Genomic DNA, 12,498 nt, shown 5'->3' on the forward strand with positions numbered 1-12,498 from the left:
CCCTTGCAGTGCAAGCACTTGGCCCAGATTGGGGCGGCGCAAATCCTTGCTAGGGCATGGCACCCGATCCGCCATTGCACGTCAAGTCTGCGCAGCGGCTGCGGCGGGCAAAGACCGAAATCATGCCGCCGCAACGCCGGTTTTACGGCACGTCCCGCCGCCTCCAAAGTCGAGCCATTGGAGCGGTGCTGGTATTCGTCGCAACTGCCCAGAACATGGGCAAGATTCTGCTCAACCTTGCGCGAATTTTTGGCCTCCGCGCATGAGGACGATTGACCTTATTCGAAGAGGCGCGCATTTCGCCAACGCAGCATATTGAGCCGGGGCGACCGGGGCTTGAGTCGCGTGCAATGCGGGGTTTGCAGTTGCAGCAAGCCTGACCTGCATTCGCCGCATGTCTCGGCTTCGCTCCTTATCTTATATGTAACAGATTGAGGCGTTTATCCCGAATCGGGAGCAGGAGTTAAGACATGACAGGTCGCCGGACGATGCCAGCGGTCCTTACCCGCCGCAGCTTGCTGTCGCTGCTGGGCGCCGGGGCGATGCTGCAGTGCAGCACCATCTTGGCTGGCCCTGCGCGTGCAGAGGTCGCGCAGCCGGCTGAGCCTACGCCTCCTGCCGCTCCCGAAGGGCAGCCCTTCAGCTTTGACAGCCTGACCGATGAGATGCGGCTCAGCGCGACCAAGCCGCATAGCGCGCCTGCGAAAGCTGCGGGATTCTTTACCAATTTCAGCTACGACGACTATCAATCGGTGCAGTTCGACCCGACCCGTGCGCATTGGGCGGGCGAGAAGGCTGGCTTCCATGTGCATGCCTTCCATCTCGGTTGGCTCTTCTCAGAGCCGGTGAACCTTTATGAAATCTCGGAAGGTAAAGCTTATCCGATCGGCTTTTCGACCGATGATTTCCTTTACTACGACCGGGTTAAAGACCGGGTTCCAGCGCATGAGCCTTTGCCGGGTGTGGCCGGGTTCCGGATCAATGCGCCGCTCAATCGCGCCGATATGTTTGATGAGGTCGTGGCCTTCTTGGGCGCAAGCTACTTCCGGGCCTTGGGACGCGACAATTTCTACGGGCTTTCGGCCCGCGGTTTGGCCATCGATACCGGGTTGGGCCAGCCGGAAGAATTCCCGCGCTTCTCGCGGTTTTGGTTGGAAAAACCCGCCGATCACGCGCTTTCGGTCACGCTTTACGCCAGCCTTGAAAGTGAAAGCTGCACGGGCGCCTATCGCTTCGTGATCCGGCCCGGCGCCCATACCGAGATCGAAGTGACGGCACGGCTCTTCTTCCGCACCGAGGTGCAGCAGGTCGGCATCGCGCCTTTGACCTCGATGTTCCTTTACTCGGAAAAGAACCGCTCTAGCTTCGATGACTACCGCCCGGCTGTGCATGACAGCGATGGTCTTTTGATTCATCGCCGTGATGGCGATCGGATCTGGCGGCCGCTGAACAACCCGGTGCGGCTTACCGAAAGCTGGTTGGGGGAAGAGAGCCCCAAAGCCTTTGGTCTGATGCAGCGCGACCGCGATTTTGAGAATTATCAAGACGCCAGCGCGCATTACGAGCGTCGACCTTCGGCCCTCGTGGTGCCACAGGGCGATTGGGGGCGTGGTGCGGTGCGTCTGGTCGAGATCCCGACCGATCTTGAGGTCAACGACAATATCGTCGCCTTTTGGGTGCCCGAGACCAAGCCTGTGCCCGGCCAGATGGCTGAGTTCTCCTATCGGCTGATCTGGGGCGCGCTGACCGAGGATCATTTGGATGATCTGGCCTTTGTCAAAGAAACCCGCGCAGGCGAGGGCGGTGTTTCGGGCGTCGCCAATGCGGCCGGCACTCGCAAATTCGTGGTCGATTTTGCCGGCGGAATGCTGGCAGATCTGCCGCCCAATGCCGTGCTTGAGCCGGTCGTGAACATCCAAGGCGGCACAATTGCGGTGCAGACCTTGTCAAAGATCGACGGAACCGACACTTGGCGTTTGGTGTTGGATGTACTGCCGCAGCCCGGTGCTACCGTTGAATTCGTTGCCCATGTGGCCGGATTTGGCCGCAAACTGACGGAAACGTGGATTTATCAATGGGTGACCAAATGAACGCGCAGCAGCCGGTCCAGCCGGATGTCGTGGCGGATTTTGCCGGCGCGCCGCCTTTGGCGCCCTTGCATATGCCCAAGCAGATCCTGATCTCGGAGCCGGGCGTCTGGCGGCGGGCCTTTGCCCGCATCGTGACTGCCCTGCCTTCGGGGCGGCGTAGGCCGGGCTGAGCATGACACAGCAGAGTGAAAACACCGGGGATCGCGCAGGCGGTACCCGGGCCTTGGCCGTGGCGCTAAGCGTTCTGGCGGCTGCTGCGGCGGGCATGGTGTTCTACATCTACGGAGCGACAGACGGGGTCGACCCGCTCGACATCGTGCGCAGCTTATTGATTTTCCTCTCGACTTGGTGGCTGGCATGGGGGGCGGCGACCGCTTTGCTGGGTTTGACCTCGCGGGCAAAACCACGCCCGAGCCTGACGGCACCGATCCGAGGCCGTACGGTTGTGATCGTGCCGGTTTACAATGAAGACCCTCAGGTCACCTTCGCGCGCGTCGCTGCGATGGACGATTCCTTGCGCGCCGCAGATCCCAGCGTGCCGGTCGATATCGCCATCCTCTCAGACACCCGAGATGAGGCGATTGCGGGTGCCGAGCGGATATGGTTCTCGCGCCTTTTGGCCCGCCAGCATGGGCAGGGGCGGATCTTCTACCGCCGCCGCGAAAAGAACACCGGCCGCAAAGCCGGCAATATCGAAGAATTCGTCGTCCAATCCGGCGCGGCTTGGGATTACGCGGTGATCCTTGACGCTGACAGTCTGATGGAAGGCGCGTTGATCCACGAGATGATCCGCCGGATCGAGGCCGAGCCGCGTTTGGGGCTTTTGCAAACCCTGCCCAAGGTGGTGCGGGCCCGCTCGATCTTTGGCCGTGCGATGCAATTCGCCGCTGGCTTCCACTCGCCGATCTTTGCCCGCGGATTGGCCGCGATGCAGGGCCGGACCGGTCCCTTCTGGGGCCATAATGCCATTGTGCGGATGCGGGCTTGGGCGGAATGCTGTGGCTTGCCGGAACTGCCCGGCAAGGCTCCCTTTGGCGGCCATATCATGAGCCATGACTATGTCGAGGCGGCCTTGCTTGCGCGCGGCGGTTGGACGGTGCGGCTCGATGATGACTTGCAGGGCAGTTACGAAGAGGGCCCCGAGAATATTGTCGATCACGCCAAGCGCGACCGCCGTTGGTGCCAAGGCAATTTGCAGCACTCCAAGGTTCTTATGGCACCGGGGCTGAAACCGTGGAGCCGTTTTGTCTTTATCCAAGGCATCTTCGCCTATATCGCGCCGCTGATCTGGCTTGCCTTCATCGCGGCTTCAATCGCGGCGGTGTATTGGGTTGGGCAACCGAACTATTTCCCGCTGGAAAACTGGCCTTTCCCGGTTTTCCCCAATGATGAGACCGCCAAGGCGGTGGGCTTGGCTGTGGGCGTCTTCGGTCTTCTGGTGATGCCCAAGTTCTTGGTTTTGCTGGAAGCCATCTTTTCGGGCCGCGCGCGCAGCTTTGGCGGAGCGGCACGGGCTGCGGGATCTGTGGGGTTGGAGCTGCTTTTGTCCTCACTGATCGCGCCGGTGCTTTTGGCGTTCCAAAGCCGTTCGGTCTTCCAAGTGATCTTGGGCAGCGATGGCGGCTGGCCGCCGAACAATCGCGGCGATGGCCGACTTGATCTGGCCGATGCTTGGGCGGCGGCCCGCTGGATTAGCCTGTGCGGCGCGATTGGCATGGCGGCGACCTATGTGCTGGCGCCGGTGCTGCTTCTTTGGTTGATGCCGGTGACCTTGCCGATGCTGATCGCGCCGGTGCTGATCGCTTGGACCTCGCGACCGGGCCGGGAGCAGGGGTTCTTGGTGCCTGAGGATGCGGATTACCCCGCAATCCTTGAGCGCCATGACGAGATCTTGCGCGAATGGGGCCGGGCTTTTGAGAGCGAGACTAAGGTTGCCTGAGCTGAAGAAACCGCGCGACCACCGGATTGATTTCCTGCGGGGGCTGGCTTTGGTGATGATCTTCATCAACCATATTCCGGGCACGTTCTGGGAAAACTTTACCTCGCGCAATTTCGGATTCTCCGATGCGGCCGAGGGTTTTGTGCTGATGTCAGGGATCGCCACCGGACTGGCCTTTGGTCCGGCCTATATGGCAGCGGCCCCAATGGTGGCGCGGTTGCGGCCTTGGCGTCGATCCTTGGTGCTTTGGGCGGTGCATGTGCCTTGCTGTCTGTTGATCTTGGCGCTTTTCGCCGCCCTTATCGGCGATCCTGCCGTGGCGAAAATGGCGGCGGCGCGCAACATCGCGCCGGTCCTGCAAGATCCTTGGAGCTATGTGCCTTCGGTCACCGTCTTGATGCACCAATTCGCCTATGCCGACATTTTGCCGCTTTATATTCTGTTGTTGCTGGCCGCGCCGGGCGTGCTCCTGCTGGCGGTGCGCTGGCCGCGCGCGCTGATGCTGGGGTCACTGATCATGTGGTTTGCGGCCGGGTTCTGGTTCATTCGTCTGCCAACCTATCCGCAGCCAAACGCTTGGTTTTTCAACCCGTTCAGCTGGCAGGTGCTGTTTGTGGCAGGGGTCTTAACCGGGCTTGCCACGCGGCAAGGTCGCCGCTTCCTGCCCTATCATAAATGGGCTGTTGTACTGGCTTGGGGCTTTTTGATCATGGCGGCAATCTGGGTACAGGTTCCTGCCGTCGCCAAAGCCGGAGGCCACGCACTATGGCAGCTTAAACAATGGTTTGGCCTGCCTTCGGTGCTGGTGGCCTTTGACAAAGGCATGCTGCATCTGCCGCGCCTGCTGCATATCTTGGCTTTGGCCTATGCGCTGAGCTACCTGCCAGTGCTGAAGCCGATTGCCTCGAGCGGGTTTGGCGCGGTGCTGGCGCGGCTTGGCCGCCATTCTCTGCCGGTCTTTGCCACGGGCACGGTGCTGGCCTATGTGGGGCAATTGACGAAGGCGATGGCCGGGCCTTCGCTCCTTCTCGACACGCTTTTGATTGGGTTGGGCCTTTGCGTGCTCTTCGCCGTCGCCCGCCTGCGCGAGGGGCAAAAGCAAAGCGCTGCGATCGCGCGCACCGCCTAAAGCAGCGCCCTTGCCTTTGCGGCCATTGAAGGGGCCAGCCGAATTTGGCATCTCGGCTGAAAGGGGGGCTTGGCATGGCGCGGATTTTGGTGACGGGCGCAAGGGCCCCAGTGGCCCTGCATCTGGCCCGACTGCTGAGCAGCGCGGGTCATACCGTGCTGATGGCCGACAGTCAGCTTTGCCCAATGGCCAAGGCAAGCCGTATGCATCACGGCTTCCACCTGTTGCCTCCACCGCGTTTTGAACCTGAAGCCTTTGAGGCCGCATTGCGCCAGCTGATCGAGCGAGAAGCGATCACCTTGGTTCTGCCAAGCTGCGAGGAGGTCTTCTACCTTGCGCAAATCTGGGCCAAATCGCCTCACAATGCGCAGCTTTACGCGCCCCCGATGGCACTCTTGGCCGAAGCCCATGACAAGCACGCCTTCATCGGCCTTTGCGAGCGGCTTGGACTAGGGGTTCCGCCGACCCAGCTTTTGACCTCTGTGAAAGATCTGCAGGCGTTGGGGCCGGATTTGCAGAGGTTTGTTCTTAAGCCGGTCTGGTCGCGCTTTGCCTCGCAAGTCTTGATCCGTCCCAAGGGGACAGAGCTGACGGGGGTTTTGCCAAGCAAGGCCGCACCTTGGGTGGCGCAGAGCCATTTAGAGGGCACGGAGATCTGCGCCTATGCCTTGGCCGATCATGGCCGTCTGCGGGCATTGTCGCTTTACCGAGGGCTTTACCGCGCGGGCAAAGGGGCTTCGGTGGCTTTTGCGCCGCTCGAAGACCCAACTGCGCGGCGCTTTGTTGAGCGTTTCGTGGCGGGCACAGGTTGGACTGGCCAAATTTCTTTTGACCTGATGCGTCTGGCCGATGGGCGGGTGTTGCCTTTGGAATGCAACCCCCGCGCCACCAGCGGGCTGCATTTCTTCAAAGATGGGCCGGGGTTCGCACGGGCGCTCTTCGGCCAAGGCGATGTGGCCCCTGATGTTACCGCCCCGCAAGGGGTGCGGCTCGCACTTTGGGCTTACGGCCTGCCGCAGGCCTTGCGCCGGGGCGCGCTGCCGGCTTACCGCACCGCCTTGCGTGAGGTGCAAGAGGTGCTCGATTGGCCCGGTGATCCGGGGCCGAAGCGCGCCCAATTTGCCACGCTGCGCGCGATCGCCGCAAAGGCCTTGCGTGAGCGGATCAGCCTTCAACAAGCCTCGACCCGTGACATCGAATGGAACGGGCCTCAGGGCGCTTAAAGCTCGATCTGCAGCTTTCGGGGATGTGAGGCAGCCTGCGGTGCCTGTCCCGCCGCCAGCGCCTCGATATCGGCGCGCAGGATGTCCAAGGGGCCGATCAGCGGGCGCGGCTGGCCTGCCTCATTCCAGCGCTCCAAGGCCTGCGCCAATACCTTGCGGTCTTGCTGCAAAGCGATGCGGAAAAGCGGTCGGAAGGCCTGCATCTTCAGCCAGCCCCAAGCCCCCTGACGCGGCCCAACCAAAAGGCCGATGCCTTCCACGTGATCCGGCTTGGCTTGGCGCAGATGGAAGGTCGTGGCCAGAACCAGTCCCTTCGGCCCCCAATATTCCAACTCGGCAATCCCGGGATGGCGGTAGCGCCCAATGGTCCGCACCCGCGACCCATCCAGCAGCGCCGAGATCAGGCCCTGCTGGCGATCTTCGCCGGTATAGCTGGCCTCAACCCAATTCGGCCCGCCAGTTACCTCAACATTCACCGCATAGCGTTTGGACGACAGCCCGCGCAGCAGGCCTTTGTGGGTGTAATGGGTATGGGTCGCGTCCAGGATATTTTCGGCGGCATCGATCAGGGTTGAGCGGGTCTCGCTGTGCACCAGAAGACTGCGAACATCCTGCCCCTCGGCGGCGTGGAGATAGGGGGCATGCGTCGGATCGCCGGTGGAGATGAAGATCACGCCGCCGCGCTCGGCTGTGCGGAGGCTCGGGATCCGGTAGCGCGGAAGTTGGGTCATCAGCCCCGGAATAGCGGTGCATTGCCCGCCGCCGTTGAAACGCCAGCCGTGATAGGGGCACTCGATCTGGCCCTGATGCACGCGCCCGCCCGAGAGCGGCACATGGCGATGCGGGCAGCGGTCGTGCAACGCGCTGAGCCCCTCGGCCCCGCGAAAAAGCACATAAGGCTGACCTTCCCACCAGATCTGCCGGGGCTTTGCGCCAATGTCGCGGCTTAGCGCGACGGCTTGCCAATCTTGATGCGGAGAGGCTGAGGTCACAGACGGAACCTTTGCAAAAGTGGCACGCCGATGCGGGTCAAAAGCTGGCGCATCAGGGCCGTCGCCCAGCGTTGGCGGCGGGGCAGGTGGCGGGTGTAGACGGCTGTATATTCGATGACGGGAATGCCGCCGCGATGGCGCTTGAAGGCGGCGGCCCCGGCGGAGCAATTGAAAAACATGCCTCTTTCGGCCGCATGATCGCGTGCGACTTGCATAATCAGCCGGTACAGCCCCTCACGCATTGGGCGTGAGGTGTCATAGCCGACGATGGGTTGCGTCAGGGTGCGTCCGCTTGCAAAGAGCCCGGTGACGGCGATCAATCTGCCCGTTTCATCGCGGAAGCCTGCGAGTTCCAAAAGCCCCGCGCGGTGCATCTCTTGGATGTAAAGCGCGGTGTAGTCGGGATTAAGCGGGGTATATTTGCGCAAATATAGATCGGCGTAAAGCTGGGCGCAGACCGGGTAATCTTCCTCGGTGAAGTCCTCATTGCCAACGCGCGGGAAGGGGCAGCGCTGAAGATGTAGGCGGTCGCGGCGCATGTTTGGGCTATGCGGGCGATCGGGGGAAATGTCCGAAAAGATATAGACCTGTCGGGCCGGGAGCAGGTCAAACCCAGCAGTTTGCAGGGCTGCAATGGTTTCTGCATCTGCCAGTTTGTTCAAAGATCGCAGCAGGATGGCGTGAGTTTTGAAAGTGGAGGACAGTTGGTCCCGCAGATCTACGGCTTGCGCCACCGAAAGCGCCGGAACTGGATTTGTAGAAAAAAGCCAATTGTTGATCTGCACCTGTCGATCAAGACCACTGGCTTTTACAAAGGGCCGGGCGGCCCGAATAAGGCCCATGCAGGCGGCCCGCAGGAAAGGGTTGCGCGCGAAGTGCCGGGTCTCTTCCAAGGCGTAATCGATGTAGCCGCTGGTGGGGTTGCAAATGTAGCAGGTCTCCGCCCCATCGTTCAGGCTGAGCGGAAAACTCAGCCCGCCGCTTTGGACGACTTGCAGCCTCGTCTCTAGGTTGGCGACGAGCGCCGGAGTGCCGTGCCGCTGAAAGAGCGCCACGAAGGCTGCGACATCTTCGGGACGGTTGTGGGCCTGCGCCGTCATGGCAGAGCCTGCGGCAAGGCGCATTCGACCCGGCGCAGTTTTCGCGTTGCGTCCAAGGGCAGTGGGCGGCGGGTCAGAGTGAGCTGCACGCCGGGGCTGCGCTGGTTTAGAAGGGCTTGAACCGCTGTGGCTGCCGCTTGGGCGCTGGCCTCCGGCAGCTCTGGCGGCAGCAGCAGTTCCACTTGCGTTCCTGACCGCTGAACCAGTCGAAAATCATCGATGTCGCGGGCGCTTAACACGGCGTTGCGCAACACATCAGGGGTGAGAAGCACCCCGCCAGCCAGCCTGAAACAATCGTCCATCCGGCCGACAATCTCATGAACGTGACGCAAAGGTGAGCCGCAGGAGCAGGGCGTATCGGCGAGCCGTAGAAGATCATTCATCCGGTAGCGCGCCATGATCTGCGTCTCGCGGCGGAAGGCGGTGACGAGCGGAGTGACAAGCCCGTCCCCCGCCGGTTCAAACTCAAAAAAGGTTGCATCCTCGGCCAGATGCAGCCCGCCATGACGGCAAGTGGTGGCGAATAGTCCCTCGGTTGCCATGTAGATCTGATCGAGGGGGCGGTTGAAATATCCCTCGATCATCGGCCGGTCGGGCGGATCCAAGGTCTCGGCTGCGGCAAAAATCCGTTGCGGCTGAAGGCGATAGCGGCTTTCAGCGAAATGGCGCAGAAGCCGCGGCGGCGCCAGAAGGACGGTCGGCGCGAAGCTCTCCAATTCAGCGCGCCAGTTGACCGGGCCGATGGTTATGTCGAAGACGCGCAACTGCAGCCAAGGCAGGCGGCGCGCGGCGTGATACAGCCTTGTGTCGCGGGGCAGCACGATCGCGACGCGGGAAGGCCGGGTTAGCAAGCCGTCCATGCATTTGGCTAAGATACTGCCCAACCAGCGAAAGCGCTCAGCCTCGGAGATCACGAAAAGCCCGCGATTGCCCGAGGTGCCGGTGGAGCAACCGATGGTCAAACGGCCGATCTTGCCGCCTTCCAGCCCCGCCCAAGCCTGCTCGGCGGTGAGGCCGGGGCGGTTGTAGCGGTGAAATTGCGCCATCAGCTGGGCTTTATCGGTGATCGGCAGATCGCTGAGCCTTGCCGGCGCCGCTGCATAGGCCCGCACTTGCGGCAAATCGTTGTGGAGCCAGCGGGCGAGGGCGCGGGTCTGGGCGGCTTCAAAATCGGCACGCGAAAGACCGGGGCGCGAGAGGCGTTTGGTGCGAAAATAGGAGCTTAACACCTCAATGGCGGCGATCACGGCAACACCTCATCAAAGGCGGTGAGAGCGGGATCGTGGCAGAGCATTAGCCGCGCGCCGGTATCGCGCAAAGCTGTCAGCCGCGCTGAGGAAGGGGCCAAAGCGGCGGGGCTCTCCGCGATCCAGCGCAACGGCGGACCGGGGATTTTGGAGGGCTCGAGCGCTGCGATCAGCCATTGCGCATCGGTCCCATAGGCGAGCGGGCCACCCGTAGCTTGCGGAAAATAAAGGCCGAAATGCTCTTCAGCATGGCCGGGCAGGTCGATGGTGAAAAGGCTGCCATCGCCAAGGAGGTCACGGCCCGATGGGCCTTCCGCTTGGTGCTCGATAGGGTCAAGCCGGGCGGCAAAATCATCGGGCAAGAGGTCTGGGAATATCCCGTGGCGCAGATTGCCTGCCGTGCTGCGCTGGCGGATGCGGGCATAGGCGCGGGCGCTGGCGGTGAAGCGGGCGTTTGGGAATTGCCGCAGGCCCGAGATATGGTCTGCATGGAAATGCGTGACGATGACGCGGGTGATGTCCTGCGGGCGCAGGCCTTGGCGGGCGAGGAAGGCCTGCGGTTGGCCCGTGGCGATCAGCCTTGGCCGTAGAAGTTGCCCGTAGATCCGCAAGCCAAAGGAACGGCCGGGGGCGGTGATGCTTTCGGCGGTATAGCCGGTGTCGATCAGGATCGGGCCTGATGCATGGCGGATCAGACCGTAGCGCACTTGCAGGTTCACCGCGCGCCAAGCGCCGCCGCGTTTCAGCAGCGCTTCGGGCGCGCGGACGAAGGCGCTGTTGCTAAAAATCGGTGTCATGGTCGGGCCTTGAAGGTGCGATCAAGCCCTTCATCAAAGCTGATGCGAGGCCGCCAACCCAAGATTTTCTCGGCTTTGCCGATGTTTAGGCTTTGCGCATAGGCGAAGAGTGCCAGACCGTAGCGGGTCACCATTGGCTCGCGACCATGGGTGAGAAGGGCCATGCGTTCGGCGATGGATGCGGCGAAAAGCACCGGGGGGAGCGGCATTTTGCGCCAGCGCAGCGCCACATTCACACGGGCGCAGGCGCGGCTGGCGATCTCGGTCACTGGTAGCGAGGTGCCGCCCGAGATGTGGAAGATCTGGCCTGAGGCTTCGGGGCCAGCATCAAGGGCCGCGATACAGGCGGTGGCCACGTCGTCCACATGGGTGAGGTCAATCCGTGCATGACCGCCTCGGAAAAGCGGCAGGGGGCGGCTGCGGGCGGCCTGCAAAAGGCGCGGCAGAAGGGCGGTGTCGCCCGCCCCGTAAAGCCCGCGGGGACGCAGTATCACTGGCGAGAGGTCCGGGGCGGCTAGGACCAGAGCCTCCGCTTCGGCTTTGGTGCGGGCGTAGGACGTGTAGGGCGCGGGCAGGGGCGTGGTCTCATCGAGATCCAACTGGTCGCATGGCGCGAAAAGCACCGAAGGCGAGGAGATATGCACGAGCCGCCGCACCCCAAGCCGGCGGGCTAAGGCGATGACCAAAGCCGTGGCCGCCACATTGGCGCGGCGGAAGTCGTGCAAATGGCCAAAAGGCGCAGAGAGCGCTGCACAATGCAGGATCGTTTCAACCCCTTGCAGGGATTGAGTATCTGGCAGCGGCTCGGCCAGATCCCAAGCAAGACCGGGCTCGGGCAGGGCTTCCAGCCGGGCGGGGTCTCGGCTTTGGGCAATGACGTCTCGGTCATGTAATGCGCGCCGCAAAGTGGTACCCAAGAACCCTGTGGCGCCGGTGATCAGGATGCGGCCAGACATTAAACCTCCAGCGCCATGCCGCCGAAGGAGACCCCGGCTGAGGTGCCAAGGAATAAGACCCGCATGCCGGGCCGGATGCGGCCCTGCCGCCGCGCCAGATCCAGCGTGAAGGGGATCGAGGCCGCGATCTGGTTGCCATAATCGGCGGCGATATTCACCACACGCTCCGCCGCAAAGCCGGTTTGGCGGATCATATGGGCCAAGGCGGCGGGGCTGGCTTGATGCGGGATCACCAGATCGACATCGCTATGCTGCCAGCCGGCGCGGTCCAGAAGGTCAGTGACAAAGCCACCGAAATATTGCGCGGCAAGGCGGAAGAGGGTGCGGCCTTCCATCGCGAAAAATGCATGTTCTGCAAAGGCCTCTGGCTCTTGGGTGAAGTCGAACCTTGTCCCCCCTGCGCCGATGCCGCAGGCCTCATAGGCGGAAGGGTAGCTGCGCATCAGGCAAGCGGCGATGCGGGCTGGGCCTTTAGCGGGACGCAAGATGGCAGCAGCAGCGCCATCGCCGAAAAGCCCCGCAATCTCGGGAGCTTGCGCCCAAGGCAGGGCGCGCGAGGCAAGCTCGGAGGAAAAGACCAAAGCTGTGCCGCCTTGGGAAATCATCCGCGCGGCGGTCTCAAATCCGGTCAGAAAGGAAAGGCAGGTGCTGTTCACATCGAAAGCTGCCGCTTGGCCATCGGCGATGCCAAGGCGGGCCATCACCAAAGGCGCTGTCGCGGGGATGGGCTGGTAGGGCACAGCAGAGGCGCCGATGATCAGACTGATCTCTTCGGCGCGGATCCCGGCATCGTCTAGCGCGGCTTGCGCGGCTGCCACCGCCAGATCAATCTGGCTCTCGTCTTGACAGATCGCCCGCTCGGCCACTCCGGTCAGGCTGAAAATCCGCCCCTCGGGCAGGCCGTGGTGCGCATCGAGCGTGGCTGAGCTGACCATAGCAGCGGGAAGCGCGCGGCCTGTGCCTGCAATCTCAACTCGCATGAACAATTCCTTAACGCGGCGTCAGACTGCAGACATAAGGCGCGG

General features: G+C 62.5%; 11 protein-coding genes. 5 read left to right on the forward strand and 6 right to left on the reverse strand.

Going from position 1 to position 12,498, the window contains the following annotated elements:
* The first annotated feature begins 470 nt into the window (after positions 1–470).
* From Q9295_RS15705 to Q9295_RS15725, 5 genes are all read left to right on the forward strand, one after another.
* Positions 471–2,090: an OpgD/OpgG family glucan biosynthesis protein gene (locus Q9295_RS15705; RefSeq protein WP_306681533.1), complete on the forward strand. Its 1,620-nt coding sequence runs from the start codon at positions 471–473 to the stop codon at positions 2,088–2,090.
* A complete protein-coding gene (locus Q9295_RS15710; RefSeq protein WP_306681534.1) occupies positions 2,087–2,260 on the forward strand; it encodes a hypothetical protein in 174 nt (57 codons plus the stop codon). Before Q9295_RS15705 ends, Q9295_RS15710 begins: the two co-directional genes overlap by 4 nt.
* A 2-nt stretch (positions 2,261–2,262) precedes the next feature.
* Positions 2,263–4,029 carry a glucans biosynthesis glucosyltransferase MdoH gene (mdoH, locus tag Q9295_RS15715; RefSeq protein ID WP_306681535.1) on the forward strand — a complete coding sequence of 589 codons (1,767 nt, stop codon included), beginning with the start codon at positions 2,263–2,265 and terminating at the stop codon, positions 4,027–4,029.
* Positions 4,022–5,158, forward strand: a complete 1,137-nt coding sequence (locus tag Q9295_RS15720; protein WP_306681536.1) for an OpgC family protein — start codon at positions 4,022–4,024, stop codon at positions 5,156–5,158. The genes mdoH and Q9295_RS15720 overlap by 8 nt, the downstream gene beginning before the upstream one ends.
* Before the next feature lie 74 nt (positions 5,159–5,232).
* Positions 5,233–6,381 carry an ATP-grasp domain-containing protein gene (locus tag Q9295_RS15725; protein WP_306681537.1) on the forward strand — a complete coding sequence of 383 codons (1,149 nt, stop codon included), beginning with the start codon at positions 5,233–5,235 and terminating at the stop codon, positions 6,379–6,381.
* Here Q9295_RS15725 and Q9295_RS15730 read toward each other — a convergent pair.
* From Q9295_RS15730 to Q9295_RS15755, 6 genes are read right to left on the reverse strand one after another with little or no spacing between them, the layout of a single operon-like run.
* The gene (locus Q9295_RS15730; RefSeq protein WP_306681539.1) at positions 6,378–7,373 is read right to left on the reverse strand and encodes a Rieske 2Fe-2S domain-containing protein; all 996 of its coding nucleotides are present in this window, start codon (positions 7,371–7,373) and stop codon (positions 6,378–6,380) included. The genes Q9295_RS15725 and Q9295_RS15730 overlap by 4 nt on opposite strands.
* On the reverse strand, positions 7,370–8,473 hold the full coding sequence (locus tag Q9295_RS15735; RefSeq protein WP_306681540.1) for a GNAT family N-acetyltransferase: 1,104 nt from the start codon (positions 8,471–8,473) through the stop codon (positions 7,370–7,372). Before Q9295_RS15735 ends, Q9295_RS15730 begins: the two co-directional genes overlap by 4 nt.
* Positions 8,470–9,720, reverse strand: coding sequence for a CoF synthetase (locus tag Q9295_RS15740; protein WP_306681541.1), 1,251 nt, complete (start codon positions 9,718–9,720; stop codon positions 8,470–8,472). Before Q9295_RS15740 ends, Q9295_RS15735 begins: the two co-directional genes overlap by 4 nt.
* Positions 9,717–10,517: an MBL fold metallo-hydrolase gene (locus Q9295_RS15745; protein ID WP_306681542.1), complete on the reverse strand. Its 801-nt coding sequence runs from the start codon at positions 10,515–10,517 to the stop codon at positions 9,717–9,719. Before Q9295_RS15745 ends, Q9295_RS15740 begins: the two co-directional genes overlap by 4 nt.
* A complete protein-coding gene (locus Q9295_RS15750; protein WP_306681543.1) occupies positions 10,514–11,473 on the reverse strand; it encodes an NAD-dependent epimerase/dehydratase family protein in 960 nt (319 codons plus the stop codon). Before Q9295_RS15750 ends, Q9295_RS15745 begins: the two co-directional genes overlap by 4 nt.
* A complete protein-coding gene (locus Q9295_RS15755; RefSeq protein ID WP_306681544.1) occupies positions 11,473–12,453 on the reverse strand; it encodes a 3-oxoacyl-ACP synthase III family protein in 981 nt (326 codons plus the stop codon). Before Q9295_RS15755 ends, Q9295_RS15750 begins: the two co-directional genes overlap by 1 nt.
* Positions 12,454–12,498 lie beyond the last annotated feature (45 nt).

It is taken from the genome of Pseudogemmobacter lacusdianii (assembly GCF_030848395.1).
GTDB lineage: Bacteria > Pseudomonadota > Alphaproteobacteria > Rhodobacterales > Rhodobacteraceae > Pseudogemmobacter > Pseudogemmobacter lacusdianii.

Coding starts and splice junctions, on each gene's coding strand:
- Q9295_RS15755 (WP_306681544.1), bottom strand. CDS start 12,453: ATGCGAGTTGAGATTGCAGGCACAGGCCGCGCGCTTCCCGCTGCTATG.
- Q9295_RS15705 (WP_306681533.1), top strand. CDS start 471: ATGACAGGTCGCCGGACGATGCCAGCGGTCCTTACCCGCCGCAGCTTG.
- mdoH (WP_306681535.1), top strand. CDS start 2,263: ATGACACAGCAGAGTGAAAACACCGGGGATCGCGCAGGCGGTACCCGG.
- Q9295_RS15735 (WP_306681540.1), bottom strand. CDS start 8,473: ATGACGGCGCAGGCCCACAACCGTCCCGAAGATGTCGCAGCCTTCGTG.
- Q9295_RS15710 (WP_306681534.1), top strand. CDS start 2,087: ATGAACGCGCAGCAGCCGGTCCAGCCGGATGTCGTGGCGGATTTTGCC.
- Q9295_RS15725 (WP_306681537.1), top strand. CDS start 5,233: ATGGCGCGGATTTTGGTGACGGGCGCAAGGGCCCCAGTGGCCCTGCAT.
- Q9295_RS15750 (WP_306681543.1), bottom strand. CDS start 11,473: ATGTCTGGCCGCATCCTGATCACCGGCGCCACAGGGTTCTTGGGTACC.
- Q9295_RS15745 (WP_306681542.1), bottom strand. CDS start 10,517: ATGACACCGATTTTTAGCAACAGCGCCTTCGTCCGCGCGCCCGAAGCG.